The sequence below is a fragment of the uncultured Oscillibacter sp. genome, from assembly GCF_947654275.1.
In the GTDB taxonomy this organism is placed as follows: domain Bacteria; phylum Bacillota; class Clostridia; order Oscillospirales; family Oscillospiraceae; genus Oscillibacter.
Genome location: NZ_CANTJS010000019.1, coordinates 1 through 24,734 on the forward strand (window position 1 = coordinate 1; position 24,734 = coordinate 24,734).

Annotated in this window: 24 protein-coding genes; 16 read left to right on the forward strand and 8 right to left on the reverse strand. The window is 63.0% G+C overall.

The genetic code is table 11. The features are described from left to right. The first annotated feature begins 167 nt into the window (after positions 1–167). Positions 168–1,592, forward strand: coding sequence for an S-layer homology domain-containing protein (locus Q0063_RS06780; RefSeq protein WP_297871217.1), 1,425 nt, complete (start codon positions 168–170; stop codon positions 1,590–1,592). A gap of 67 nt (positions 1,593–1,659) precedes the next feature. Here the strand turns inward: Q0063_RS06780 and trmD are convergent, their stop codons facing one another. From trmD to udk, 3 genes are all read right to left on the reverse strand, one after another. Further along, on the reverse strand, positions 1,660–2,430 hold the full coding sequence (gene trmD, locus Q0063_RS06785) for a tRNA (guanosine(37)-N1)-methyltransferase TrmD (RefSeq protein WP_297871218.1): 771 nt from the start codon (positions 2,428–2,430) through the stop codon (positions 1,660–1,662). Continuing rightward, positions 2,427–2,924 (reverse strand): ribosome maturation factor RimM, encoded by a 498-nt coding sequence (gene rimM / locus Q0063_RS06790; protein WP_297871219.1) that lies wholly within the window; start codon positions 2,922–2,924, stop codon positions 2,427–2,429. Before rimM ends, trmD begins: the two co-directional genes overlap by 4 nt. Before the next feature lie 175 nt (positions 2,925–3,099). Then, positions 3,100–3,717, reverse strand: coding sequence for a uridine kinase (gene udk / locus Q0063_RS06795; protein ID WP_297871220.1), 618 nt, complete (start codon positions 3,715–3,717; stop codon positions 3,100–3,102). A gap of 520 nt (positions 3,718–4,237) precedes the next feature. On the opposite strand from udk, the gene Q0063_RS06800 reads away from it, so the two are divergent. Beyond that, positions 4,238–5,293 carry an Ig-like domain-containing protein gene (locus tag Q0063_RS06800; protein WP_297871221.1) on the forward strand — a complete coding sequence of 352 codons (1,056 nt, stop codon included), beginning with the start codon at positions 4,238–4,240 and terminating at the stop codon, positions 5,291–5,293. A gap of 54 nt (positions 5,294–5,347) precedes the next feature. Here Q0063_RS06800 and Q0063_RS06805 read toward each other — a convergent pair whose 3' ends face one another. Further along, positions 5,348–5,980 carry a hypothetical protein gene (locus Q0063_RS06805; protein WP_297871222.1) on the reverse strand — a complete coding sequence of 211 codons (633 nt, stop codon included), beginning with the start codon at positions 5,978–5,980 and terminating at the stop codon, positions 5,348–5,350. 233 nt (positions 5,981–6,213) lie between these two features. On the opposite strand from Q0063_RS06805, the gene Q0063_RS06810 reads away from it, so the two are divergent. The 6 genes from Q0063_RS06810 to Q0063_RS06835 all read left to right on the forward strand — a co-directional run bounded on the left by Q0063_RS06810 (position 6,214) and on the right by Q0063_RS06835 (position 11,993). Then, on the forward strand, positions 6,214–7,965 hold the full coding sequence (locus Q0063_RS06810) for an ABC transporter ATP-binding protein (protein ID WP_297871223.1): 1,752 nt from the start codon (positions 6,214–6,216) through the stop codon (positions 7,963–7,965). After that, entirely contained in the window at positions 7,958–8,749 is a 792-nt protein-coding gene (locus Q0063_RS06815; protein WP_297871224.1) for an RNA-binding protein, read from the forward strand. Before Q0063_RS06810 ends, Q0063_RS06815 begins: the two co-directional genes overlap by 8 nt. Before the next feature lie 140 nt (positions 8,750–8,889). Beyond that, positions 8,890–9,087, forward strand: a complete 198-nt coding sequence (locus Q0063_RS06820; protein WP_297871225.1) for a DUF4177 domain-containing protein — start codon at positions 8,890–8,892, stop codon at positions 9,085–9,087. Next, entirely contained in the window at positions 9,084–9,299 is a 216-nt protein-coding gene (locus Q0063_RS06825) for a DUF896 domain-containing protein (RefSeq protein ID WP_297871226.1), read from the forward strand. The genes Q0063_RS06820 and Q0063_RS06825 overlap by 4 nt, the downstream gene beginning before the upstream one ends. 3 nt (positions 9,300–9,302) lie before the next feature. After that, positions 9,303–10,457 carry a 5-bromo-4-chloroindolyl phosphate hydrolysis family protein gene (locus tag Q0063_RS06830; RefSeq protein WP_297871227.1) on the forward strand — a complete coding sequence of 385 codons (1,155 nt, stop codon included), beginning with the start codon at positions 9,303–9,305 and terminating at the stop codon, positions 10,455–10,457. Between the two features lie 195 nt (positions 10,458–10,652). Next, entirely contained in the window at positions 10,653–11,993 is a 1,341-nt protein-coding gene (locus tag Q0063_RS06835; RefSeq protein ID WP_297871228.1) for a helix-turn-helix domain-containing protein, read from the forward strand. Positions 11,994–12,092: 99 nt separating this feature from the next. On the opposite strand, the gene Q0063_RS06840 is transcribed toward Q0063_RS06835, so the two are convergent. Beyond that, a complete protein-coding gene (locus Q0063_RS06840; protein ID WP_297871229.1) occupies positions 12,093–13,367 on the reverse strand; it encodes an amidohydrolase family protein in 1,275 nt (424 codons plus the stop codon). A 334-nt stretch (positions 13,368–13,701) separates the two neighbouring features. Between Q0063_RS06840 and Q0063_RS06845 the strand changes: the two genes are divergently transcribed. The 5 genes from Q0063_RS06845 (at position 13,702) to Q0063_RS06865 (ending at position 18,770) form a co-directional block, all read left to right on the forward strand. Further along, positions 13,702–14,226, forward strand: coding sequence for a nitroreductase (locus tag Q0063_RS06845; RefSeq protein WP_297871230.1), 525 nt, complete (start codon positions 13,702–13,704; stop codon positions 14,224–14,226). Between the two features lie 316 nt (positions 14,227–14,542). Then, the gene (mtnA, locus tag Q0063_RS06850) at positions 14,543–15,487 is read left to right on the forward strand and encodes an S-methyl-5-thioribose-1-phosphate isomerase (RefSeq protein ID WP_367180346.1); all 945 of its coding nucleotides are present in this window, start codon (positions 14,543–14,545) and stop codon (positions 15,485–15,487) included. Between the two features lie 190 nt (positions 15,488–15,677). Beyond that, the gene (locus Q0063_RS06855) at positions 15,678–16,691 is read left to right on the forward strand and encodes a pyruvate kinase (RefSeq protein ID WP_297871231.1); all 1,014 of its coding nucleotides are present in this window, start codon (positions 15,678–15,680) and stop codon (positions 16,689–16,691) included. A 48-nt stretch (positions 16,692–16,739) separates the two neighbouring features. Next, on the forward strand, positions 16,740–17,717 hold the full coding sequence (locus Q0063_RS06860; protein ID WP_297871232.1) for a hypothetical protein: 978 nt from the start codon (positions 16,740–16,742) through the stop codon (positions 17,715–17,717). A 339-nt stretch (positions 17,718–18,056) separates the two neighbouring features. Next, positions 18,057–18,770, forward strand: coding sequence for a hemolysin III family protein (locus tag Q0063_RS06865; RefSeq protein WP_297871233.1), 714 nt, complete (start codon positions 18,057–18,059; stop codon positions 18,768–18,770). Positions 18,771–18,934: 164 nt separating this feature from the next. Here the strand turns inward: Q0063_RS06865 and upp are convergent, their stop codons facing one another. From upp to tsaE, 3 genes are read right to left on the reverse strand one after another with little or no spacing between them, the layout of a single operon-like run. Further along, the gene (gene upp, locus Q0063_RS06870; RefSeq protein WP_297871234.1) at positions 18,935–19,567 is read right to left on the reverse strand and encodes a uracil phosphoribosyltransferase; all 633 of its coding nucleotides are present in this window, start codon (positions 19,565–19,567) and stop codon (positions 18,935–18,937) included. 37 nt (positions 19,568–19,604) lie between these two features. Next, positions 19,605–20,339 (reverse strand): tRNA (adenosine(37)-N6)-threonylcarbamoyltransferase complex dimerization subunit type 1 TsaB, encoded by a 735-nt coding sequence (tsaB, locus tag Q0063_RS06875; RefSeq protein WP_297871235.1) that lies wholly within the window; start codon positions 20,337–20,339, stop codon positions 19,605–19,607. A 9-nt stretch (positions 20,340–20,348) separates the two neighbouring features. After that, positions 20,349–20,777 carry a tRNA (adenosine(37)-N6)-threonylcarbamoyltransferase complex ATPase subunit type 1 TsaE gene (gene tsaE / locus Q0063_RS06880; RefSeq protein ID WP_297871236.1) on the reverse strand — a complete coding sequence of 143 codons (429 nt, stop codon included), beginning with the start codon at positions 20,775–20,777 and terminating at the stop codon, positions 20,349–20,351. Between the two features lie 185 nt (positions 20,778–20,962). Here tsaE and Q0063_RS06885 point away from each other — a divergent pair, with 185 nt between their 5' ends. The 3 genes from Q0063_RS06885 to Q0063_RS06895 all read left to right on the forward strand — a co-directional run bounded on the left by Q0063_RS06885 (position 20,963) and on the right by Q0063_RS06895 (position 24,724). Beyond that, a complete protein-coding gene (locus Q0063_RS06885; protein WP_297871237.1) occupies positions 20,963–22,150 on the forward strand; it encodes an FtsW/RodA/SpoVE family cell cycle protein in 1,188 nt (395 codons plus the stop codon). Positions 22,151–22,350: 200 nt separating this feature from the next. Beyond that, positions 22,351–23,541, forward strand: coding sequence for an S-layer homology domain-containing protein (locus Q0063_RS06890; RefSeq protein ID WP_297871238.1), 1,191 nt, complete (start codon positions 22,351–22,353; stop codon positions 23,539–23,541). 208 nt (positions 23,542–23,749) lie between these two features. Continuing rightward, positions 23,750–24,724, forward strand: a complete 975-nt coding sequence (locus Q0063_RS06895) for an Ig-like domain-containing protein (RefSeq protein WP_297871239.1) — start codon at positions 23,750–23,752, stop codon at positions 24,722–24,724. Positions 24,725–24,734: the final 10 nt, after the last annotated feature.

Below are 24,734 nucleotides of genomic sequence, written 5' to 3' on the forward strand. Positions count from 1 at the left end.
TCATATTTCCTATTTTATCTCTTTGAATCCAATTTTGCAAAATTGATTTCCGTGGGCTCCAGGGCCCGGCTCTTGACGACGGGCGGCTCCGGGTATAAAATAAATGCGGAAAAATGCAGTAAAATTTCCGGCGGGCCTCCGCCGGACCGGAAGAAAGGAGATTTTTCATGAAACGCTTTCTGACCATCCTGCTGGCAACCCTGGCCCTGACGGCGGCGCTGTGCGTCTCCGCCTCCGCCTCCAGCTTCGACGGCGCGGCGGCGGAGCTGGCCGCCATCGGCATGCTCCGGGGCGACGGTAACGGCGGCTACGCCCTGGACAGCGCCCCCACCCGGACCCAGGCCGCCATCATGCTGGTGCGGCTCTACGGCGCGGAGGAGGAGGCCAAGGCCGCCTATGCCTCCGGGGAGTTGAAATGCCCCTTCACCGACATGAACGAGACCGGGGCCCCCTACGCCGCGTGGCTGGCGGACAAGGGCCTTGCCAGCGGCACCAGCGCCGGCGCCTTCGGCGGCTCCAATCCCTGCACCGCCAAGGCCTATACCATCTTCCTGCTCCGGGCCCTGGGCTATAAGGACGGCGAGGACTTCACCGCCGCCAGCGCCCAGGAATTTGCCATGGGCCTGGGCCTGCTGGATACCTCCCTGTTCACCGGAAAATTCCTCCGGGACGACCTGGCGGCCATGACCTATCAGGCCCTGGGCATGGACATGAAGGGCGGCGGGACCTACCTGCTGGCCAGCTTGATTGAGAGCGGAGCCGTGGACGCGGAGGCCGCCAGGCCCACCACTGAGAAGATCGAGGCCTACCGGGCTCTCCAGGCCTCCGGCGCGGCGGCGGCCCAGGGGCTGGACGCCGACATCGACGCCAATATGAGCATTGGCCTTGTCCTCAAAGCCTCCGATGCCTCTGTGAACATGGACGAGCAGGCGGCGGTCTCCGTCAAGGGCAGCATCCAGGCGATTCTGGACCAGGATTTCCAGATGGCTATGGATATGACGGTCTCCATGAAGGCCGACGGCGTGACCGAGGAGGAAAAAGGGCAGTACTGGCTGAAGGACGGCGTGATGTATGTCCGTTCCGGCGAGGAGGCCTATCAGATGCCCATGAATATGGGTATGGACTGGGAGGACTTCAAGACTCTGCTGGAGCAGTCCGCCGGGAAGGTCAGCCCCGCCATGCTTCCCTTCGTGGATTCCATCGCCGTCCAGACCTCCGGTGAGAACACCGTCTGCACGCTGAAGCTGAACGACGCTTTCACGTCGATTGTGGACGGCCTGACGGCCTCGGTTCTGGATGTGTTGTCTGTGGAATCGGATATTCAGGCGGACCTGGATATCTCCATGGAGGGCAGTACCGTCACCTATACCATGGACAAGGACGGGGCGCTGAAGAGCGCCAGGGCTGACCTGACGCTGAAGGTGGAGATGACGGCCTCCGACAGTGAGGAGAGCCTGACGGCGGTCTTTACTGCGGATATGGATATGGACATGACCATCAAGGCAACGGGCAAGGACGTGAAAATCACCTTCCCGGATTTCTCCGGCTTTGAATCCCTGTACGGCGGGGCCGGCGGCGTGGAAGCCGCCTGACCCACGCCCGTTGGAACAAACACAGACCTGAAAAAAACCAGGACCTCCCCCGGGAGGTCCTGGTTTTTCATTCCTGATTCCTGAGTTCCTCCGCCAGCTCGTCCCTGGCCTCCTGGAGGACCTTTTTCTCCGCTTTGGTGGTCAGCTGGCTTTCGTCGAATTTCTCGAAGAGGTCCGGGCGGCGGAGCATGGTCCGCTTGTAGCTCTCCTTCTTCCGCCAGGCGGCCACCTTCCCGTGGTCCCCGGAGAGGAGAATGTCCGGCACCGCCCTGTCATGCCAGACGGCGGGGCGGGAGTACTGGGGGTACTCCAGCAGGCCGTTCCAGTGGGATTCCTCCTGAAAGCACTCTTCGTCTGGCAGCACCCCGGGCACCATGCGGCACACCGCGTCCGCCACCGCCATGGCGGGAATTTCCCCGCCGGTGAGGACGAAGTCCCCCATGGAGATCTCCTCGTCCACGCACTCGTCCAGAAAGCGCTGGTCCACCCCCTCATAGTGGCCGCAGACCAGAATCAGGTGGTCGTACGTCTCTTTCAGCTCCCGGGCCACGGCCTGGGTGAAGGTCCGGCCGCAGGGGGAGAGGAAGATGGTCCGGCCCGGGCCGTGGGTCTCCGTCACATGGGCCCAGCAGCGGTAGAGGGGGTCCGCCTGCATCACCGCCCCCCGGCCCCCGCCGTAGGGGTAGTCGTCCACCTGCATCTGCTTGTTGGTGGTGTAGTCCCGAATCTGGTGGGTGCGGATGGCGATGTGGCCCCGCTCCTGGGCCCGGCCCAGGATGCTGACGTTCAGCATGGCGTCCACGGAGCCGGGAAAGAGGGTCAGAATGTCGATGTTCATGCGTCCAGGCCCTCCCAGACCCGTATGTCCATGCGGTTGTTTTCCATGTCGATGCTCAGGATAAAGGCGTCCTTCACCGCCGGGACCATAAACTCCTTCACGCCCCGGACGGTGTAGACCTTGCTGGCGGGGTAGGTCTCCACCGCCGTCAGCTCGCCCACGCATTCCCCCGTCTCGCCGTTGTAGACCTCCAGACCCAGCAGCTCGTCGTCGAACCACTCTCCGTCGGGCAGGTCCGCGTCCTCCCGGCGGATATACAGGTCTTTCCCCCGGAGGGCCTCGGCGGCGGTGCGGTCCTCCACGCCGGGGAGCTTCATCAGCACCGTCCCCTTGTGGACCCGGCAGGCCCCGGGCGTGACAGGCTGGCCGTCCATGTAAAAGGTGCGGAAGCGGGTCAGAAAATCCGGGTCCCCGTCCCGGGGCAGAACCCGCAGCTCCCCCCGGATGCCGTGGACGCCGACAATCCGGCCCGCCTGAATGGTTTCCAGCTTCATGGAATGGTCTCCTTTTTCTCATTCGTATTTTCCCTGAAAGTATATCCCATTTTTCCCCTCCGGGCAACCCCGTTTTTCAGAATGTGAAAAAAGCAAAAAAAGCAAAAAAGGCAAAAAGGCAAAAAGGACGCGGGCCTGCCGGAGGAAGCCCCCGGCAGGTCCGCGTTTCCCCGGCTTACGTCCGGTCGATGTGGTTCTGGATGCGCTGAATCATCATGTCCAGGGCCACCAGGTTGTGGCCCCCCTCCAGCACCACGATGTCCGCGTACTTCCGGGAGGGCTCTACATACTGCTCGTGCATGGGCTTCACCGTGGTCAGGTACTGGGTCACCACGGAGCGGAGGGTCCGGCCCCGCTCCTCCACATCCCGGAGGCAGCGGCGCAGGATGCGCTCGTCGGCGTCGGTCTCCACGAAGATTTTGATGTCGAACATCTCCCGCAGGTCCGGGTCCTGGAAAATCAGAATGCCCTCCACAATCAGCACCTTGGTGGGGAAGATTTCCACTGTCTCATCGGTGCGGTTGTGGTCCACGTAGGAGTACACCGGGCAGCGGATGGACCGTCCCGCCTTCAGCTCCCTCAGATGCTCCACCAGCAGGTCCGTGTCGAAGGCGTCCGGGTGGTCGTAGTTCTGGCGGGCCCGCTCCTCGTAGGTTTTGCCCTCCTGACGCTTGTAATAGCTGTCGTGTCCGATGACGGTGACCTCGGCCCCGAAGTGGTCCTTCAGGTGCCGGGTCAGCGTGGTCTTTCCGGAGCCTGTGCCTCCGGCGATGCCGATTAAAATTGCGCTCATAGCTTCCAGCCCTCCCGCCGTTTTCTGATATCCTCTATCTTAAATGTCCGGCGGCGAAAAAGCAAGGAGCAGAGGGGATTTTTAAAAATTTTGCCGGCTCCCGGGGATTTTTGCCGGAAACGCCCTTGACTGCGGCGGTGAAACTGGGTATGATATAAGAACCCGTATTCGCAACCGCTGCACGCCGTCTGGCCGGTCTTTTTCCCATCATACTGCGTCGATTTCCCTTGCCATACGTCAGTATGGCTGCGGAAAATCTTCTTGTCTGACGGGAAAAGTCCTCGCCCGTCCGGCATCCCCCGGCTGTGAATACAGGTTCTAAGAACCCGTATTCACGTCCGCTGAACGCTGCCTGGGCGTTTTTTCCGCCATACCGCGCCAATCACAGGACTGCCGCGGAAACGCCCTCTGTCCGGCGGCCTCCGGCTGTGCATACAGATTCTGACATACCGACGAAATACGCTCCGCCGGACCCCCGGCGGCAGGCCGATCCATCATCAATGATTCGGGAGGACAAGCCATGGCTATGAAGCGCTGCCCCGTCTGCGGGGAGAGATATTCCGATACTTATAAGGACTGCCCCTTCTGCGAGGAAGAGGAGCTTTGGGAAGAGGAGGAGCCCCGCCGCCCCAGCCGGGGCAGCCGCCGTTCCTCTCAGTTCAGCCTGGTCACACCCATACTGATCGTGCTGATTGTGCTGATGTCCGCCCTGCTGGTCTACCTGCTCTACGGCGACCAGATTGCCGGAAAGCTGGGCGGGGACAAGGACCCCGGCGATTCAAAGCCCGGCGTCTCCCAGCCTGTGGAGCCCAAGCCCGGCGGCAATGAGCCCGCCGGAAGCACGGAGCCCTCCGGCGACGGCAGCGAGCCCGCCGGCAGCAACGAGCCCGCCGGGAACACGGAGCCCTCCGGCGGCGGCAATGAGCCTGCCGGAAGCACAGACGGCGATTCAGGCCAGACCGGCGTCATGCCCGAGGGACCGGATTCGGGCGCTTCCGGCAACGCCGGAGACGCGGGCGGGAGCACCGGGACCTCGGGAAGCGGCGGGTCCAGCTACGCGTCCCTCTCCCAGCTCCCCGGAGGACTGACCCTCAGCAACCCGGATTTCACCCGCTCCGTCAGCGAGGGCGTCTACAGGCTCCGGGTCTCCGGCGGCTCCGGGTCCTATACCTGGGTCAGCGAGAACCCGGCCATCGCCACGGTGGACAAGGACGGAAATGTGACCCCCGTGTCCGCGGGCATGGTCCACATCCTGGCCACCGACGGCAGCAAGAAAGTCATCGGCATCGTCCGGGTTACCGGCGGCAGCGCCCCGGCCTCCACAGGCAGTTCCGGCGGCTCCAGCGGCTCTGGCGGGGCCAACAAGCTGAACCGGGAGGACATGACCCTCGCGGTGGGCGAGAGCTGGAAACTGACCCTCAGCGGCGTCACCTCCACGCTGACCTGGCATGTGAGCGACAGCGGCATCGCCACCGTCGGCGGAGACGGCACCGTCACCGGCGTCAGCAAGGGCATGACCACCGTCACGGTGTCCTGGGATGGGCAGTCCCGGTCCTGTATCGTGCGGGTCAAATAAATAAACAGACCCCGGACGCGTCTCAAACGTCCGGGGTCTTCTTGCGGAATGCGGTCACTTCTTTTTCTTCTCTGACTTCACCTGCTCCGCCAGGGCCAGGGCGTCCTGGACCTCCTGGCAGCAGTCCTCGTAAAACTTCGCCTGCCGAAGATTCTCAAAAGACGCCTCCACTTGGCTTTGAGAGGTCACAAAATTCTTGTTCATACTGCACAGCTCCTTGCAGCAGCGGTCGATCTCCTGCCACAGCGCCAGAACGGCACGGGTCCGCTCCTCGCCGCCGCTGGGGTCGGTGCGGCTCAGGAACCAGAATTCACCGCTCAGAAGGGACTCGTCGCCTTTGCGCCAGCGTTCCGGATTTGCGATGGACTGCTTTTGCCGGGCCAAAAAAGAGTTCCGCTTTTTCCCCCATCCCTCAGGAGGCACAAAGAGGAGCCAGGCGGCGTCGATACAGTCCATGATATGCGCTCCCGACGGAATGGAGGCAAAGACCTCCACCTTTTTCTGCGCCGCCTGCTGCTGGCTTCTCGTGCCGGCTGCGCCGCTCAGATCCTTGGCAAGCTCCAGCATCTGCGTCACGAAACAGACCGCCACCAGGCCCACTGCCGCCACCACGGCCAGCGGCCCAAGGAAGGGGAGCAGCACCAACGCCAGCAGAACGCCTCCCGCGATTGTCAGGACTGTTTTCATACAGGTTCCTCCCTTGAAGCTGTCCGGAATTGGATCACTTCGCCAAATTTTCTTCCAAACTATTATATATATATGTATATATTGTCAAGTCCTTGGCGCCGGGCTTTCCCGGTCTCTCAAAATGACCGCCTCTCTCCGCCGGAAAGGAAATTTTACGATTCCTTCATTGTCTCCCGGCGGAAATCGTGATATGATACACTGGATATGATTGAATATGGAAAAGGAGCCGTTTTATGACCACTCAGGATTTTCAGAGAAGCTCTCCCCTGCGGATCTTCCTCTCATACTTCAGGCCTCACAGGCGTCTGTTCCTCATGGACCTGGGCTGCGCCCTGCTGATTTCTCTCATCGACCTGACCTTTCCTGCGGTGTCCCGCTGGTGCATGTACGAGCTGCTGCCCCAGAGCGCCTACAGCGCCTTTTTCGCCGTCATGGCGGTGGTGTTTCTGGCCTTTGCCCTCCGGGCGCTGCTGACCTATGTGATCTGCTATTGGGGCCACACCTTCGGCATCCTGGTGGAGGCGGACATCCGACACGACCTCTTCCGCCACATGCAGGAGCTCAGCTTTGACTACTATGACCGCAACCGCACCGGCCAGCTTATGAGCCGCCTGACGGCGGACCTCTTCGACATCACGGAGCTGGCCCACCACGGCCCGGAGGACATTTTTATTTCCGGCGTCACCATTCTGGGTTCTTTAATCATCATGTTCACCATTCAGTGGCGGCTGGCCCTGGTGGTGGCCGTCATCCTGCCCATCTTTTTCCTTGTGGTCTGGAGCTGCCGGAAGTCCATGAGCGCCGCTTCCGCCGCCGTGAAGCAGCGGACCGCCGTCATCAACTCCGATATCGAGTCCGGCCTCTCCGGCATCCGCACCGCCAAGGCCTTCGCCAACGAGGAAGCGGAGCTTCGGAAATTCGACAGCTCCAACGACAGCTTCAAGACCTCCAAACGGGCCTTCCACAAGGCCATGGGCCGGTTCAACGCCACCATGGAGTTCTTCCTCTGCATCCTCTCCGCGGCGGTGATTGCCGCCGGCGGCTTCCTCATCATGGAAGGGCAGCTGGACACCGTGGACCTCATCACCTTCAGCCTGTATATCACCACCTTCGTGAATCCGGTGCGCAAGCTCTCCAATTTTGCCGAGCTCTTCGCCAACGGCACGGCGGGCCTGGGCCGCTTCATCGAGCTCATGCGGGAGGAGCCCGCCCTGAAGGACGCACCCGGCGCCCGGCATCTGCCCCGGGTGGAGGGCCGCATCGATGTGGACCACGTCAGCTTTGCCTACAAGGATGATCTGGCGGTGCTCCGGGACGTGGACCTCCACATCCGGCCCGGCGAGACCGTGGCGGTGGTGGGCCCCTCCGGCGGCGGCAAGTCCACCCTCTGCCAGCTGATTCCCCGGTTCTACGACGTGACGGAGGGAGCCGTCCGCCTGGACGGCAGCGACGTCCGCTCCGTCACCCAGGAGTCCCTGCGGCAGAACGTGGGCGTGGTGCAGCAGGACGTGTTCCTCTTCGCCGCCAGCATTCTGGAGAACATCCGCTACGGCCGCCCCGGCGCTTCCGAGGAGGAGGTGGCCCGGGCCGCCCGGATGGCGGAGATTTACGACGATATCGTGGCCATGCCCGAGGGCTTCAACACCTACGTGGGCGAACGGGGGGCCCTCCTCTCCGGCGGGCAGAAGCAGCGCATCTCCATCGCCCGCATCTTCCTGAAGGACCCGCCGGTTCTGATTCTGGACGAGGCCACCTCCGCCCTGGACAGCGTGACGGAGGCCAAACTCCAGGAGGCCTTTGAAAAGCTCTCCCAGGGCCGCACCACCATCATCATTGCCCACCGGCTGTCCACCGTCCGCAATGCCGACCGCATCGCCGTGGTGGAGGAGGGCAGAATCGTGGAGCTGGGGTCTCACGATGAGCTGATGGCGAAGGACGGGGCCTATGCCGCCCTGGTCCGGACCCAGGAGCTGCGCCATGGATAAGGGGGCGATGCTGGACCGTCTGGGTCTCACCGGCGAGGACCGTCTGACCCTGGCCAAGGTGCTGGACAGGGCGGAGCAGGCGTCAGGGCGGAACATCCCCGCCGCCACGGATTTTCTGAGCCCCCAGCAGCGGGCCCAGGCCCTGGACCTGCTGCGGCTGGCGGGAATCTCCGAGACGGCCTATGTCTGTCAGGGGGGCTATGAGGGGGCGGAGCGGCAGATTTTCCAGTTCCTTCCCGACTGGCTGGAGCCGGAAAACGCCGAATCCCCCATCCGCTGCCTCCGGGCCGCGTACCGGGAGGAGGACAAACTGACCCACCGGGATCTTCTGGGCAGTCTCATGGGAATGGGCATCGTCCGGGAAAAGGTGGGGGATCTTCTGGTAGGGCCCGGCAGCGCCGATCTGCTGGTATTGGAGGGCGTCGGGGATTACCTGCTGCAAAACTGGTCCTCCGCAGGGCGGGCGAAGCTCCATGTGTCGGCCATCCAGCCGGAAAACCTCCACATTCCCGCGGTCCGGCGGAAGGAGGTCCGGGACACGGTGTCCTCACTCCGGCTGGACACGGTGGCGGCCTCCGGCTTCCGCATGGCCCGGGGAAAGGCCGCCGGCCTCATTGAGAGCGGAAGGGTGCAGCTGAACTGGCGGGAGTGCGTGAAGCCGGACAAGCTCCTCAGTCCGGGGGATGTGGTGTCTGCCCGGGGCTTCGGGAAGTTCCAGCTCAGCGAGGTGGGAGGCCTGACCCGGAAGGGGAGAGTTTCCATTGTGCTCCAGGTCTACGTCTGAGAGTGGAGAGTGGAGAGTTGAGAGTTGAGAGTGAAGATGATGAGGGGTTTTCCGTTCCTGATAAAATTTCTGCCCCTCATTTCTGATTGAATGAAGAATGCCAAGCTTTTGCATCGTATTGAGATAAGGAGAGAGTGGGAATGCTGGAATATGAGTTTGAGAGAATCGTGGTGGACAAGGGCGTTTTTGTTGGCAAGTCTCTGGACCACCAGGAGACCATTCTCCGCCGGGCGGCAGAGGGGTGGCGTTATGCCGGATGGATTCCGGCTTCACAGGTGAACGGCATGTTGAAGGCCATTGACTTGATTTTCGAGCGGGAACAGGGGGGACAGGCATGACACAGGAACAGATCGGCCGCATCAATGAGCTGGCCCGGAAGGCGAAGAGCCCAGGGGGTCTCACGGAGGCGGAAAAAGCGGAGCAGGCGGTCCTCCGCCGGGCCTATATCGACTCCGTGCTGGGGAATCTCAAGGGCCAGCTGGACCACACCTACATCGTGGACGAGCAGGGGAACAAGCGGAAGCTGAAACCCCGGGACGAGGAGGCATAAACCATGGCGAACCAACAGAAACAGCCCAACAGGTCCGGCGACTGGAGCTGGCCCCTGATTATCCTCTGCCTCTGCTCCATCTTTCCCCTGGGACTGCTGCTGCTGTTTTTCAAGCTCTTCGGCAGCGACGTTCAGAAGAGCGCGCAGCAGGCTCCGCCCCTCCGGTCTTCCCTGGGACAGGCGGCGGACCGGCAGTCCGCCAAGGCCCGGCGGCCCTCCAGGGCCGCCAAAACGGCCAAGAAGGTCACCAGGACCCCGGCGCTTAAAAAATCCAACGCATGGCTGCTGAAAATTGCCGGCGCTGCGCTGGCGGTCTTCGGCTGTATGATTGTGGATGCCTCCGGCGGATACTGGTGGGAGCTGTCCCAGGGATTGGCCATGCTGATGGGGGGCTGCGCCATGCTGTACAGCGGCTTTTCCATGAACCGGGCGCTGAAGCGCTACACCCGGTATCTGCTGGTGATGGGGGACCGGGAGGCCGTCCCTGTGGAGGAGATTGCCCGGACCCTGGGCTACAGCGAACGGCGGGTGGCCAGGGACCTGGAGAAGATGATTGACAAGGGCTATTTCGGGGGAAAGGCCTATGTCAACATGGAACTGGGCTATCTCTTCCGGGGCAGCGGAGTCGAGGCCGGCTGGCAGCGGCGGCAGGCGGAGGTCCGCCAGGCTGAGGAGGAGACGGCCCGGCCGCCCAGAGAGACAGAGGAGGGCTATTCCGGCATTCTCCGAAGCATCCGCCGGGCCAACGACCAGATTGCGGACCCTGTTCTCTCCGCCAAGGTGAACCGGCTGGAGGAGATTACGGCAAAAATCTTCCGGGCGGTGGAGGAGGACCCCAGAAAGGCGGACCGCATCGGCACCTTCCTGAACTACTACCTGCCCACCACCCAGAAGCTGCTGAATTCCTATGCTTCTTTCGAGTCCGCCGGCATCGAGGGAGAGAACCTCCGCCAGGCCAAACAGCGGATTGAGACCGCCATGGACACCATTGTTCAGGGCTTTGAACACCAGCTGGACCAGCTCTATCAAGCCGACGTCATGGACATCGACTCGGATATCCGGGTGATGGAACACATGCTGCGCCGGGATACCGGCAGCGCCGCTCAGGACTTCGGCCTGGACGGGAGCGCCGTTCAGACGGCCCCGGAGGACGAGTGAGGGGGCAGAGGGGAGGCAGTTCTCGACCAGAGGGGCGGACCCGTGTGTCCGCCCCTCTGTGTTTCTTCCCGGAGAAGCACTTTTTGAGGCGGAAAAAGCGGATGTAAACTGCCGGTTAGCAGAAAGAAAGCCGGAAGTTGGTGGAAAATTCTCCGCCAGTCCTGCTACACTGGACCCACAAAGGAGGGATGACCCATGACAACCGGCCGGCGTGTGGCCCAGAAGCGTAAGGAGCTCGGCCTTTCCCAGGAGGCCCTGGGGGAGAAGCTGAGCGTGTCCCGGCAGTCCATTTATAAGTGGGAGTCCGACAGCGCCCTGCCGGAGGTGGAAAAGCTGGTGGCCCTCAGCCGCCTCTTCGGCGTGTCCGTGGGCTGGCTGCTGGGCGTGGAGGAGTCCGCCCCCGCCGGCGGGGAGCTGAGCGAAGCGCAGCTGAGGCTGGTGGAGGAGATTGCCGCCCGGTATGTCCCCCGGCTGTCTCCCGGGCGGCCGGCGGCGGTGAAGATAGCCATAGCCGCGGCGGCGTTGTGTCTCTGCGGGGTGCTGGCCGGATTTTACATGCGGCTGAAGGACCTGACCCAAAGCTATGCCCATCTGCAAGGCTCCATTGTCCAGGTTCAGACCGACGTCAACGTGCAGATCGACGGCATTTCCCAGCGGGTGGAGGAGCTTCTGCGGTCCCAGAACGCCGTCACCGCCGACTATGCCGCGGAGCTGGTGAACGCGGACCCCTCTGCCAGCCAGGCCTTTTTCCAGCTTTACGCCGTGCCCAAGCACTATGTGGAAGGCATGACGGCGGAGTTTTACGCCGGAAACGGCGGCGGTTATCAGGCCCCCGCCGTCCCGGCGGAGCAGAGAGAGGGCCAGCGGTTTACGGCGTACCTGACCTGCGGCCTGGCGGAGGACATCACCCTCAGCGTGGCCTTTCTTTACCCCGACGGCACCCGGCAGACCCAGGTGCTGGAGCGCTATACGGGGCTCTACGGCCAGACCTTCCCGAAGATCCGGGCGGACTATGCCCTGGGCATGAAGCCGGTGGAAAACGGGACCTTCGCCCTGACGGAGCAGGTCCGGGGCCAGCTGGACTGGGACCCGTCGGGAACTCTGCCGGAGCTTTCCGGGGACGCTCTGCCTGCGGCGGAGCTGGAGAGTGTCCGGGTGGGCCTGTTCCGGAACAAAAAGCTGGTGGACTGGGCGGTTTTCTCCGTGACGCCGGGAGTGGTGGAGGAGGAGACCGAGGCCCTTACCGGGGAACAGTGGAAGGCCCTGGACAGTCTCCGGCAGAACGACGGAGGCGGCGTCAGGGGCTACCAGCTCCTCACCTTTCAATTCGCGCCTCAGGACGTCCCGGCGGAGGCCGGAGACGTGTTCCAGATCGCGGCGGTGCTGCGGGACGTCTATGGCCGCACGGCGGTGCGGTCCGGCGGGGCCTTCGGTCTGGATGAGGGCTGGGGGGAGCTGGCTGGTCTGGAGCTGGACACTTTGGACACCTATCCCGGCGGCTGGATGCTGGAGGACGATTCATCCATGTACGGGTGAAGGGGGATTGAGAAAGACCCTGCCTCGAAGGAGGCAGGGCCTTTTTTGTGAATTCCGGTTTCCGGCTGTGCTCTCCGGGTCTCTGTATCCGCCGGCGCCTTATCTCGTTCGGGAGAACACCCGCCGCCCCTCGCTCCAGACGGCCTGAACGGCGTCCCTCTGCCGGTGATACAGGCAGCGCTCCAGCCGCTCCGCCGGCGTCATCGGCGTGGCCGGTCGGGGCAGGCCGCTGTCCGACAGCACCAGAGCGTGAAGGGGCTCCCCCGGGGCGAAGCCCGGCCTGGCCCCGAAGAAGGAGGCCCCGGCGGAGACGGCCAGATACCAGGCTTCGGCCACGGTGAGGAATTCCGTCTCCCAGTTGTCCAGAATGCGGCGGGCCTTGGAGGCCCGGATGGCGGAGGCGGCCACATCCAGCATGTTCAGCCGGTCCCCGCCGGCGATGTCGCTGCCCAGGGCCACCCGGACCCCCTCCCGGAGCATGGTCTTCACCGGGGCCGTTCCGGAGCAGAGATTTTGGTTGGAGTCGGGGCAGTGAACCGCCAGGACCCCGGCCTCCGCCATGGCCCGCCGCTCTCTCTCATCGGACCAGACGCAGTGAGCCATGGCGGTGCGCCGGTTCCAAAGGCCGTATTTGGCGTAGCATTCCCAATACTGGCTGCAATCGGGATGCAGCTCCTTTACCCACTGTATTTCCCCGGTGTTCTCCGACAGGTGGGACTGGACCGGCAGGTTCCGCTCCGCCGCCAGCTTCCCCAGAAAATCCATCAGCCCGTCGGTGCAGGAGGGGATGAACCGGGGGGTCAGGATGGGCCGGATGTGCCGGAAATCCTGACAGGCCTCCAGCCAGAGCAGCGTTTCCCGCCGGGATTCCTCCGTGGTCTCCTGGAGGTTCTTCCCGCCGTTGCGGTCCATGTTCACCTTGCCCACATAGCCCGTCACCCCGGCCCTCTCCAGCTCCTCCATCAGAATCAGGGTGGCCTCCCGGTGGAGGGAGGAGAACATGCACACCCGTGTGGTGCCGCTCTCAATGAGCTCCCGGGCCAGGGCCCTGTAGAGCTCCCGGGCATAGTCCGGGTCGGAAAACCGGGCTTCGGTGGGGAAGGCATAGGCATTCAGCCAGTCCAGCAGAGGCAGGTCCATGCCGCAGCCCCGCATAGGGTACTGGGGGGCGTGAAGGTGCAGGTCCATGGGGGCCTGGAGAATCAGGGCGTCCCCCCAGTCCTCCACCGCCGCCCCGGCGTACCGCTCCGGCAGGACGGGGAAGACGCCGCTGACCCGGCCCTCCTCCGCCGCCAGAAAACCGCCCTCCGTGACCTCCAGCCGCCCCGGGGCCGGGGCGGAGACGATGGTTCCCTTTAAAATAGTAAGCGCCATACAAAACACCTCTCTCCGGGACAGGGGTCCCGTTTTTTCCCCAATGACATAAAAAAGGAGCGCCTGCGCGGGCATACCCGCACAGACACCCATAGCAGAGCCTTTTCAAACGGCGGCTCGTAGAGACGTTCGCGCCTGTCAGCGAACTTATATGAGGTCCTTTTTCCGTATTTGGTTGCGTCCAGTATACCATGTCCGCCGGGAAAAAGCAAGGCGGCCCTCCGGCCTGGACCTGTAAAAAATATTCCTTGGACCTTTGGTGAAAATGTGGTATGATGAGCTTGCCAAAATCCATCAACAGCCGCCGGAGGGCGGGGGAAAGGACGGTTCCGCAATGACAAACGAGACATTGAAGGTCCTGAAGGGAAGACGGAGTATCCGCAGATACAAGCCGGAGCAGATTTCCGAAGAGGAGCTGAGCGCCATTCTGGAGGCCGGCGCCTGGGCCCCCTCCGGCCGGAATCTGCAATCCGCCGTGATGGTGGTGGTTCAGGACCGGGAGACCCTGGACTACATGACCCGGCTCAACGCCGAGATTCGGGGCTGTCCCGGCACGGACACCTTCTTCGCCGCGCCCACCGCCGTGGTGGTGCTGGCCGACGGGGAAAACTACAACTGGATGCGGGACGGCTCCCTGGTCATGGGGAACCTGATGAACGCCGCCGCCTCCCTGGGCATCGGCTCCTGCTGGGTGAACCGGGCGATGGAGCTCTTCGACATGCCCGAGGGCAAGGCGCTGCTGCGGAAATGGGGCCTGCCGGAGACCCTCCGGGGGGTGGGGAACTGCGTCCTGGGCTATATCGACGGCCCCGTCCCCGCGCCCAAGCCCCGCAAAGAGGGGTACATCGTCCGGGTATAAGAAGCTAGCTGTATTCACAACCGCTGAACGCTGTCTGAACGGCCTTTTTTCCGCCATACCGCGTGGGTTTCCCCCGCCATCCGTCAGAATTGCATGGGCTGCGAACGGTCTCCCTGGCTGACAGGAAAAAATCCCCGCCCATCCGGCATCCCCCGGCTATGAATACAGGTTCTGAGAAGGAGGAATTCTGATGAACGAAGCCGTCAAAGCTGTGACCCATGTTCAGAACATCCGCTATGACAAAGCCGCCGAAGCCCTGTACATCATCGACCAGAGCCTCCTGCCCAATGAGGAAAAGTAGATTCGCCTCCGGACCCTGGAGGAGATGGTGGAGGCCATTCAAAAGCTCCGGATCCGGGGAGCCCCGGCCATCGGCATCTGCGCGGCCTACTGCATGTATGTGCTGGCCCGGTCCGTTGAGGAAGCGGCCCCCGCCGCCTTTCAGACCCGGCTCCGGGCCCATGCCGCCCTGCTGAAAGACGCCCGTCCCACGGCGGTGAATCTGAGCTGGGCCGTGGGCGAGATGCTGAAAACGGCGGAGGCTCACGCCGCCGCGCCCCGCTCCGTCCTGCTGGACGCCCTCTATCAAAAGGCGGTGGACATCCATCAGGACGACATTTCCAAGTGCAGAGCCATTTCCGAATATGGACTGAGCCTGCTGAAGGACGGGGACGGGGTGCTGACCCACTGCAACGCCGGACCCCTGGCCACCTCCCGGTACGGCACCGCTCAGGGCCCCTTCCTGCTGGCGGCGGAACGGGGGATGCACATCCGTGTCTATGCCGACGAGACCCGGCCCCTGCTTCAGGGGGCCCGGCTCACCAGCTATGAGCTCCACCGGGCCGGGGTGGACGTGACGCTGATCTGCGACAATATGGCCTCCATGGTGATGAAAAACGGCTGGGTGCAGGCCTGCTTTGTGGGCTGCGACCGCATCGCCGCCAACGGAGACACCGCCAACAAAATCGGCACCAGCGGCGTGGCCATTCTGGCGAAGCACTACGGCATCCCCGTCTATACCCTGGGCCCCACCAGCACCGTCGACCTCAGCTGCCCCGACGGGGACCGCATCCCCATCGAGCTCCGGGACCCGGAGGAAATCCGCTCCCTCTGGTACGAGAAGCCCATGGCCCTCCCCGGCGTGAAGTGCTATAACCCGGCCTTCGACGTGACGGACCACAGTCTCCTGGCGGGCATTGTCACGGAGAAGGGCATCTGCCGGCCGCCCTTTACCGAGAGCCTGGCCGCACTGTTTAGATAAGAGAGTGGAGAGTTCAGATAAGAGAGTGGAGAGTGGAGAGTTCAGATAAGAGAGTGGAGAGTGGAGAGTGAAGAGTGGAGAGTGGAGATATACCATAGCCGGACATCTCAACTCTTAACTCTCAACTCTCAACTCTCAACTCTCTACTCTCAACTCTCCACTCTGATTTGAATGTCCTGGAGGTAATTCTATGCTTGATATCTACGGCACACTGGGTCCCGCCTGCTCCGACACCGATACGCTGGAGGCCATGTTCCGCGCCGGCATGACCGGCGTCCGGCTGAACCTGTCCCACGTCGGCCTGGAGGCCGCAGCGGAGCAGGTGGACCATCTCCACGCCGCCGCCCGGCGCTGCGGCGTGGCGCCCCGGCTGCTGATTGACATGCAGGGCCCGGAGCTGCGGGTGGGCGTTCTGCCCGGGCCCCTGACCCTGCCGGAGGGGACGGCGGTCCGCCTGGGCACGGACGTTCCCCTGCCCCGGGAGACCCTGCCCTATCTGCGCCCCGGACAGGAGCTGCTTCTGGACGACGGGAAAATCCTCCTCCGGGTTTTGGAGCAGCGGGAGGACGGGGCCCTGGCGGAGGTTCTCCGGGGCGGCGTCCTCCAGAGCCGGAAAAGCGCCGCCCTGACGGGGGTCCGGACGCCCATGCCTGCCATGACGGAGATGGACCGGGCCAACATCCGGGCGGCGAAGTCCTTTGGCGTCACCGGCGTCATGCAGCCCTTCGTCCGGGACCGGGGGGATCTGGAGGAGGTGCGGCAGGCTCTGGACCGCGCCGGCGGGCCGGATATCCGCCTCTTTGCCAAGATTGAAAATCTGGAGGGGGTGGAGCACCTGCCGTCCCTGCTGCCGGCGGCGGACGAGATTGTCATTGCCCGGGGGGACCTGGGGAACAGCGGGCCCCTGTGGACGCTGCCAGCCCTGCAAAAGCGCATCGCGGCGGCCTGCCGGAGCGCCCGGAAGCCCTTCATGGTGGTGACCCAGATGCTGGCCTCCATGGAGCGGAGCCCCGTGCCCACCCGGGCGGAGGTCAGCGACATCTTCAACGCCGTGCTGGACGGCGCATCCTCGGTGATGGTCACCGGGGAGACCGCCGTGGGGGCCTATCCCGTGGAGGCCATCCGGTATCTGGCCCGTACCGCCTGGGAGGCGGAGGCCTTCCGGAGGGAGGGGCGGGACCCCCAGGGGAACCCGGCGCGTTGAACAGGCGGCGCGTCATGGCGGCAGGGAAACCGAATACAGGAGGAAGCTATGGAACTGCGAACGGATCCCGCGGCTTTGCGGGAAAAATATCAGAAGGTCATGGACAAATTCGTCTATGAGGGCGGGGAGCCGGAGGAAAAGGCGCGGCTGCGGCATCTGCTCCGCAACCAGTGGACCTTCGTCACCTCCATGGCTCCGGAGCCGGAGGACTGGAACGCCTGGACGGAGGAGCGGGTCCGGGAAAAGGACTGGCCGGGGCTGTGCCGGGTCATGAACCAGCGGGGCAAAATCGACATGATGCCCAGCATCTACGGCAGCTACTGCTATGAGCGGAATTTTCACTGTATGCTGGAGTGCTTCGCCTGCGGAAACACCCAGGTCATGGACCGGCTGCTGCCCCGGGAGCTCACGAAGGTGCAGAACAGCAACGAGCCCTTTTTCCCTGCCGCCGCCCATGTGATGATCGGCCTGTGGTACAGGGACCCGGCGGTATTGGAGTGGGCCGTTCCCGCCGCAGAGAAATTTATGAGGCGGAAGAGCTCCACCCTGCTGGAAAAGGCCATGCTCTCCTTCCTGCTGGACCTGGCAGGGGGCGACATGGACAAAGCAGGCGAAGACCTGCTGGGGGTGTGCAGGGGTTATCCCAGGGACCAGAAATATATGATTGGCCGGCGGCCCTTCTGCACCCTGGCCCACGGGCTTTACTGCCTGGCGCAGGTCCTGCTGCCGGAAGAGGCGTTTCAGGCCCTTGAAATGCCGGTGTACAAGAATTTCCTGCCGGATTTCGCCCTGTGGCGGCGGGAGCACCCGGACCCGGACCGGTCCCTCTGGTTCCGGTATCCGGAGGACCTGGCGCTGCTGAACGGAATCTATGAAGCGCCCCCGGCCAGACTGGTTCTCTCCCAGCCTTTTCTGGACTCCCCCCGCGCCAAGCCCAGGGAACGGCAGTACTGGATGGCTGACGGCGTCAGGTGGGTAAACGAGTATGTGGACGAGCTCTGGGAGCTGGGCGTAGGCAGGAACTGACTCTTCCGGGCCGCGGGCGGCGGCTGTGAATAACAGGCCCTGAAAGGAGCGGGACGGACCGGTGCGGTCTGTCCCGCTTTTGCCTTCTTCACGGAGAGGGGCCGGTCCTTTTTGCGCCCGGCACGGACAGGGATGAAAAAGGGCGGAAAATTTTAACAATGCTATCAGATTTTCGTCAAATACGCCAGAGATTTTGCGTTTGCATTGTGCTAAACTACACGCAGTCTGCATGAACTCAAAAAATTTGAAAAAACTACTTGCAAGACGGAACGAAATCGTGTAATATAGTTTCATAAACCAGATTACATGATATGACGGCGCGAGCCGGGGAGGAACGCGATGGAGGCAGCTTTGACAGGAGAGCAGATTCGGCGGGTACAGAAAAACCGCCTGCGGGCGGTGCGCAGGGCCAGGGTGCAGGCCCGGAATGAGCCGCCCCATTTGACGGTGGGAGAGGAGTGCTTCAACGCGGTCAGCCACGGGGCCGGGGCGCTGCTGGCGGCGGCGGCTCTGGGGCTGCTGCTGGTCCGGTCCCGCACGCCTCTGGAGATGACGGCGTCCTGCTTCTACGGGATCAGCATGGTGGTGATGATGCTGATGAGCGGCACATATCACGCCCTGCCCACCGGCTCCAGGGCCAAACGGGTGTGCCGCCGCTTTGACTATACCTCGATTTACCTGCTGATTGGCGGCACCTTCGCCCCCATTCTGCTGGTGTATCTGGGGGGACGGCCGGGCGTCGTGCTGTTCTGCATTCAGTGGGCGGTGATTCTCACCGGCGTGACCCTGGTGATTGTGTTCGGGCCGGGGCGCTGGCCGGCGCTGCACTTCACCCTGTATTTCCTGATTGGCTGGAGCGGGCTGCTGTTTCTGCCCAGCCTGTACCGGGACGCCCGGACGCTGCTGTGGTATATCTTCGCCGGGGGCCTGCTGTACACGCTGGGGATGATCCCCTTCGCCCTGAAACGGAAATACAGCCACTGCGTGTGGCACGTGTTCGTGCTGGCGGCGGCGGCGCTGCACTGGGTGGGGATTTATACGCAGCTCTACTGAGAGAGTTAAGAGTTGAGAGTGGAGAGTTAAGATCAATTAGGAATGAGGAGTTAGGAGTTAGGAATTTTTTTGAAAACGAGGCAGTTCCTCATTCATGATTCCTTATAGATGGAGAGCATAAAAAGCCGGAGGCGTGGCCTCCGGCTTCTTTTGCGTCTGCGTGCTTATTTGGTGCCGAAGATGCGGTCTCCGGCGTCTCCCAGGCCCGGCACGATGTAGCCGTGCTCGTTCAGCCGCTGGTCCACCGCCCCGCAGTAGATATCCACGTCGGGGTGGCTCTTCTGGATGCGCGCGATGCCCTCCGGCGCGGCCAGCAGCACCATCAGCTTGATGCTGGTGCAGCCGTATTCCTTCATGAAGCCGATGGCCGCGTCGGCGCTGCCGCCGGTGGCAAGCATGGGGTCCACAATCAGAATCTCCCGCTCCGCCACATCCTTGGGCATTTTGCAGAAGTATTTGACGGGCTCCAGGGTTTCCTCGTCCCGGTACAGGCCGATGTGGCCCACCCGGGCGCTGGGGACCATCCGCAGCACGCCGTCCACCAGACCCAGGCCCGCCCGGAGAATGGGCACCACAGCGAACTTCTTGCCCTTCAGCGTGGGGGCGGTGGTTTTGGCAATGGGGGTTTCCACCTCCCGGGTGGTCAGGGGCAGGTCCCGGGTGGCCTCGTAGGTAATCAGCATGCCGATCTCGCTGACCAGCTCCCGGAAGTCCTTGACGCTGGTGTCCTTGTCCCGGAGGATGGTCAGCTTGTGCGCCACAAGGGGATGGTCCATTACATGTACTTTTCCGCTCATAAAAAACACTCCTTGCTTTTCAATTAGGAATCAGAAATCAGAAATGAGGAATTGAGGGCTGCGGCAGCTTCCGCGCCCGCTCCCCCAGGGTCAGGGCCTGGGGCGGCCGGAGGTACACCGGGGCCAGCTCCTGAGGGTTGACCAGGCCGCCGCTTCGGGCCAGCTCCTCCGCCTCCAGAGCCACGGACACGGCATTCTGCATCACCAAATGAGGCGGGGCCAGACGGCACCCGGCAATTCCCGCTGCCGTCAGGGCCTCCAGGCACAGCCGGGCGCCGTCTCCCAGAATGGTCTTGCTTCCGGGGACGTTCTCCAGCTCCTTCGCCAGGTCCTCCAGAGAAACGGCCCGGTCAGGCGTCCGGCGCTCCAGGGTCCCGCCGTCCAGGACGGAGAACAGGGCGTTGTAAATCTGCTTCTGCCGGGCGTCCATGGCGCAGATCAGCAGCTCTTCCGAGGGCAGGGCGGCGTTCCGGGCCATGGCCGCCAGGGTGGACACAGGGACGCAGGGCTTGTCCGCGGCCCAGGCCAGCCCCTTGGCGGCGGAGACGCCGATGCGGATGCCGGTGAAGGACCCCGGACCCACCGCCGCGGCCACGGCGTCCAGATCCTGCACGGTCATGCCCGTGTTTTTCAGAAGACCCTCTACAATGGGCATCAGGGTCCGGCTGTGGGTCAGGCCGGTGTCCTGATATCCGGAGGCCAGGACCCTCCCGTTCTCGGTGATGGCGGCGGACACCGCCCTGGCCGAGGTCTCCAGCGCTAAGATTCTCATGACGCCTCCTTATCTTCCTTCGAGGGTGACGCTCCGCCAGTCCTCCGACTCCGGGCGGCGGGCGATGGTGATGAAGACCGTCCCCTCCGGCAGGGCCTCCGTGACCCGCTCGCTCCACTCCACGGCGCAGAGGCCCCCCCGGTCCAGATAGTCCTCCCAGCCGATGTCAAAGAGGTCTTCGGGGCCGCTCAGGCGGTACATGTCGAAGTGGAAGAGGGGGAGACGCTGGCCGGGGCTGTCGTACTCGTTGACAATGGTAAAGGTGGGGCTGGTCACCCGGCCCGGGTAGCCCAGGCCCCGGGCCAGGCCCCGGGTGAAGGCGGTTTTGCCCATGCCCAGGCCGCCCTGAAAGGCCAGCACCGTGCCGGGGGCGAAGGTTCCGGCCAGGCGCTGGCCCAGGGCCTCGGTCTCCGCCTCGCCGCGGCAGATGTATTCCATGCGGGGTCCCCCCTTGTGCGTGTTTTCGTCAATCAATTCAGTATAGCACAATTTGAACGATCTGTAAAAACAAATTTCCGGCGTTTACAGATTTTTTCCGCTGTGGTAAAATAACACGGAAGGGCCCGGGACGGCGGGGGCGTTGGATTCCCCTCCGGAGAGAATGGGCCCTGATGGAGTGTGTTATGCTGAATCGACTGAAAGCCATTCTGGCGGACTTTATCCAGCAGGCGGACCTGATGCTGCTGGGGCTGTGCGTCGTCTCCACGCTGTACGGCATCGTGCTGATTTTCAGCGCCACCCGCTATCTGCCTTCGGAGACGGGGACCCGGCGCATCATCATCCAGACCGCCTCTCTGGCGCTGGGAATCTGCGTGTATATCTTTTTCTCCATGCTGGATTTGGAGCTGGTGATGAAAAAATGGAAGTGGGTCCTGGCCTTTAACATCGGCTTCATCTGCCTGCTGCTGACCCCCTTCGGCATCGGCGCGGAGGAGACCGGAAACAACGCCTGGCTGAAGTTTCCCGGCGTGCCGTTTCAGATTGGCCCCGCCGAGGTGGTGAAAATCAGCTTTGTGCTGCTGCTGGCCAAGCAGATGGAATGGCTGTGGGAGGAGAAACGGGATATGAAGTCCTTCCGCTCCGCCTTTTTCGTGGCGGGGCATACGCTGGGCCTCTGCGGGCTGTACTTCATCGTCTCCGGCGACATGGGCAACGCCCTGGTTTTCCTGTTTATTTTTATCTGCATGGCCTTTGTGGCGGGGTTCGCCCTGCGGTGGTTTGCACTTTTTTTCGCGGCCTTCGGCGGGGTGTTCGCCCTGGCCTGGGAGCTGGATTTCATTCCGAACTACATGCGGAACCGGTTTATCGTGCTCTTCGACCATGATTTTGACCCCCTCGGCGCGTCCTGGCAGCAGACCCGGAGCCTGCTGGCCATCGGCTCCGGCGGGGCCTTCGGCCAGGGCTATCTCAACGGCACCCAGACCCAGAGCACCGGGGCGGACCGGTCTCTGCCGGCGCGGCAGACGGACCTGATTTTTGCCGCCGCCGGCGAGGAGCTGGGCCTGATCGGCTGTGCCCTCATCATGCTGCTGCTGGCTCTGATTATCTTCCGCATTCTGCTGGTGGCCCGGAAATCCAAGACCCCCTTCTACCGCTACGTCTGTGTGGGCATGGCCTCCATCCTGATTTTCCAGACCGTCATCAACATCGGCATGTGCCTCTTCGTCATGCCCACCATCGGCATCACCCTGCCCTTTTTCAGCTATGGGGGCTCCTCCATCGTCACGCTGTACATGGCCATGGGGGTGGTGTCGGGCATCAAGAAGCGGTCCCCGGAGATGCGGCGGGTGGCCCGGTCGCCCCTGCGGTGAGAGCGGTTCACCGTCCGGTCCGAAGGAACCCTTCCGCCCGGAACCCGGACCGGCCCCCTCGTCGGCGCAAAGTCCGCTTTACTCGCTCCGCCCTTTGGGCAGAGCTCGCGCCGCTTCCTTGCGCCTCCTCTCCCCACCGCAGCCGCTTCGCTGGGCTGCGGCGGGGGGTTCCATAAAATGAAAGAAAGGAGGTAATGACCATGAAACGCACCCTTTCCTTCCTTCTGGCCCTCTGCCTGGGCCTCTCCATCCCCGCTCTGGCGGCGGAGCTCTCGGATGTCCCGGCGGACCACTGGGCGTATCAGCAAGTCAGCCGCTGTGTGCAGGACGGCATCGTCTCCGGCTACCCCGACGGCGCCTTCAAGCCCACCAATCCCGTTTCCTATGGGGCCTTCTCCATCATGCTGGCCCGGGCCTTCTATGCCAGCGAGCTGGCGGGTTACTCCGACCAGGGGACGGCTGCCGGAGAGGCCATCATGAACAAGCATGGCATCCTGAGTGGCACCAGCCGCTCGTCTGCCTCTATTGGGGCCTCCCTTCCCCGCGAGGATATGGCGCAGGTTATGTATAACATCCTGGTGGATAAGGGGGCGAAGATTCCCACCGACACCGAGTACCTCCAGTCTATGGGGTCCATCAGCGATTTTCAGAGCATCAACAACAACTGCCACCGGGCCGTCATGGTATGCTACACCACCGGTCTTCTGGGTGGACAGAGCGATGGTAGCTTTGGCCCCAAGAACCCCATGAACCGGGCGCAGGGATGTGTCGTCATCAATCGACTGCGGGATTACATGGGGAACACAACCGAGCCGCCTGTTGACCCGGTTGACCCCTCCGAGCCGCCAGAGGTAACGGATGGCCCCTTGTTTAAGATGCTGGACGGCGAGAATGCCCAGCAGATGATGGACCGCATCAATGCCTCTACGACTTATCGGGAGGGTTATCTGACCAATGGCAAGCCCATTACGGAGGAAAACATCAAGGAGCTTCTGGCAAAGTTTGAGGAGACGATGCCGCACGGAACCACATGGGATGAAAGTTCCACTTTTAACTATCAGTCTCAAGGTCTTGGCTGGAAGATTGCATGTGGGGCTTTTGCTGCGGGAATTAGCGATGCATTGTTTGATGAAAAGGCTCCTGTGGTAAGACACCAAAATTTTGACCAGCTCAAAGTAGGCGACGTGGTGGAGATGAGGAACAGCAAGACCGGATATAAGCATGGGTTTGTCATCACATCCCTTACCCCGCCTCCTGGTTATTATAGCGATGACTATTCATCTTGCAGCGGGAACGTCAATGGGAAAGTTTCTTGGACTGGGCATGGCGCATTTAGTACATTTGACAAGCCAGAGGTAGCCTCCGACACCTGGATTTATTCCAGATATTGACTCAAAAGAGCCCAGCCCTGGCCATCCGGTCAGGGCTGGGGTTCCTTTATTCACACGTCAACTGCCCGGTTTCCGGCAAAGCGGCCCGTGTGCCGGGGCCCCCAAGGGCCCAGGGACCGAAGCGCTCAGCGCCTGCCTCCCGCCCCGCATAATTTCACAAAATAGGAAAACACTACGCCTGTACCAATTCATACAGGAGGACTGCGTTTTGAAAACACATGCTTCAAGGTTCCTGAAAAGCGCCGCCGTGCTGGCTCTGGCGGCGGCGCTGCTGACGGGCAGCGCCTCGGCGCTGTTCTTCGGCAAAAAAACAGAGGACCCGGCCCCCGGCGCGCCCCAGGCGGAGGACCTGTCCCTCTCGACCTACAGGGACGTCCCCGGTCAGGGGCAGTTTCAGGCGGCGGACCCGGAGGGGGACGAGGTGACCTATGCCCTGGACCAGGAGCCCCGGAAGGGCGTGGTGGTCATTGAGGGCGGCGGCTTCACCTACACCCCGGACGAGGGCATCACCGGAAGCGACAGCTTCACGTATACCGCCACGGACAGCGAGGGCCATGTCTCCGCTCCCGCCAAGGTCACCGTGAAGATCGAAAAAACCCGTTCCGGCGTCTCCTATGCCGATACCAAGGACGACCCCGCTTCCGCCTGGGCCGCCCAGCGGCTGGCGGAAACCGGGGTGTTCACCGGCAGCCAGATCGGCGGCAGGTACTACTTCCAGCCGGACCAGGCCGTGAGCCGGGAGGAGTTCCTGGCCATGGCTCTGGAGACGGCGGGCCGGGAGGTGACGGAGGTCACCATGACCGGGTTCTGTGACGACAGCGCCATTCCCACCTGGGCCAAGGCCTACGCCGCCGCCGGCGTGGCGGACGGCGTGATTCAGGGCCGCTCTACCGCCGAGGGCGCGGCCTTCCGGGGCGGGGAGACCATCACCTTCAACGAGGCCGCCACCATCCTCAACCGGGTGCTGGACCTGGGGGATGTGGATCTGGACGTGTGGTATGCGGACCGGGAGACGGCGCCCTCCTGGGCGGCCCAGGCGGTGGGGAACATGGAGGCGGTCAGCGTCCTGGCCGCCGGCAGCTTCGGCAGCCAGACCATGACCCAGCCCGTCACTCGGGCGGACGCCGCCCGGATGCTGACCGCCGCCGGAACGCTGCTGGAGGGAACGGAGAAGACGCGCTGAACTTTTTCCC

What these genes read in the sequence shown, in the direction of transcription:
- Q0063_RS06780 (WP_297871217.1), top strand. Translation starts at nt 168, where the DNA reads ATGAAACGCTTTCTGACCATCCTGCTGGCAACCCTGGCCCTGACGGCG.
- trmD (WP_297871218.1), bottom strand. Translation starts at nt 2,430, where the DNA reads ATGAACATCGACATTCTGACCCTCTTTCCCGGCTCCGTGGACGCCATG.
- rimM (WP_297871219.1), bottom strand. Translation starts at nt 2,924, where the DNA reads ATGAAGCTGGAAACCATTCAGGCGGGCCGGATTGTCGGCGTCCACGGC.
- udk (WP_297871220.1), bottom strand. Translation starts at nt 3,717, where the DNA reads ATGAGCGCAATTTTAATCGGCATCGCCGGAGGCACAGGCTCCGGAAAG.
- Q0063_RS06800 (WP_297871221.1), top strand. Translation starts at nt 4,238, where the DNA reads ATGGCTATGAAGCGCTGCCCCGTCTGCGGGGAGAGATATTCCGATACT.
- Q0063_RS06805 (WP_297871222.1), bottom strand. Translation starts at nt 5,980, where the DNA reads ATGAAAACAGTCCTGACAATCGCGGGAGGCGTTCTGCTGGCGTTGGTG.
- Q0063_RS06810 (WP_297871223.1), top strand. Translation starts at nt 6,214, where the DNA reads ATGACCACTCAGGATTTTCAGAGAAGCTCTCCCCTGCGGATCTTCCTC.
- Q0063_RS06815 (WP_297871224.1), top strand. Translation starts at nt 7,958, where the DNA reads ATGGATAAGGGGGCGATGCTGGACCGTCTGGGTCTCACCGGCGAGGAC.
- Q0063_RS06820 (WP_297871225.1), top strand. Translation starts at nt 8,890, where the DNA reads ATGCTGGAATATGAGTTTGAGAGAATCGTGGTGGACAAGGGCGTTTTT.
- Q0063_RS06825 (WP_297871226.1), top strand. Translation starts at nt 9,084, where the DNA reads ATGACACAGGAACAGATCGGCCGCATCAATGAGCTGGCCCGGAAGGCG.
- Q0063_RS06830 (WP_297871227.1), top strand. Translation starts at nt 9,303, where the DNA reads ATGGCGAACCAACAGAAACAGCCCAACAGGTCCGGCGACTGGAGCTGG.
- Q0063_RS06835 (WP_297871228.1), top strand. Translation starts at nt 10,653, where the DNA reads ATGACAACCGGCCGGCGTGTGGCCCAGAAGCGTAAGGAGCTCGGCCTT.
- Q0063_RS06840 (WP_297871229.1), bottom strand. Translation starts at nt 13,367, where the DNA reads ATGGCGCTTACTATTTTAAAGGGAACCATCGTCTCCGCCCCGGCCCCG.
- Q0063_RS06845 (WP_297871230.1), top strand. Translation starts at nt 13,702, where the DNA reads ATGACAAACGAGACATTGAAGGTCCTGAAGGGAAGACGGAGTATCCGC.
- Q0063_RS06855 (WP_297871231.1), top strand. Translation starts at nt 15,678, where the DNA reads ATGCTTGATATCTACGGCACACTGGGTCCCGCCTGCTCCGACACCGAT.
- Q0063_RS06860 (WP_297871232.1), top strand. Translation starts at nt 16,740, where the DNA reads ATGGAACTGCGAACGGATCCCGCGGCTTTGCGGGAAAAATATCAGAAG.
- Q0063_RS06865 (WP_297871233.1), top strand. Translation starts at nt 18,057, where the DNA reads ATGGAGGCAGCTTTGACAGGAGAGCAGATTCGGCGGGTACAGAAAAAC.
- upp (WP_297871234.1), bottom strand. Translation starts at nt 19,567, where the DNA reads ATGAGCGGAAAAGTACATGTAATGGACCATCCCCTTGTGGCGCACAAG.
- tsaB (WP_297871235.1), bottom strand. Translation starts at nt 20,339, where the DNA reads ATGAGAATCTTAGCGCTGGAGACCTCGGCCAGGGCGGTGTCCGCCGCC.
- tsaE (WP_297871236.1), bottom strand. Translation starts at nt 20,777, where the DNA reads ATGGAATACATCTGCCGCGGCGAGGCGGAGACCGAGGCCCTGGGCCAG.
- Q0063_RS06885 (WP_297871237.1), top strand. Translation starts at nt 20,963, where the DNA reads ATGCTGAATCGACTGAAAGCCATTCTGGCGGACTTTATCCAGCAGGCG.
- Q0063_RS06890 (WP_297871238.1), top strand. Translation starts at nt 22,351, where the DNA reads ATGAAACGCACCCTTTCCTTCCTTCTGGCCCTCTGCCTGGGCCTCTCC.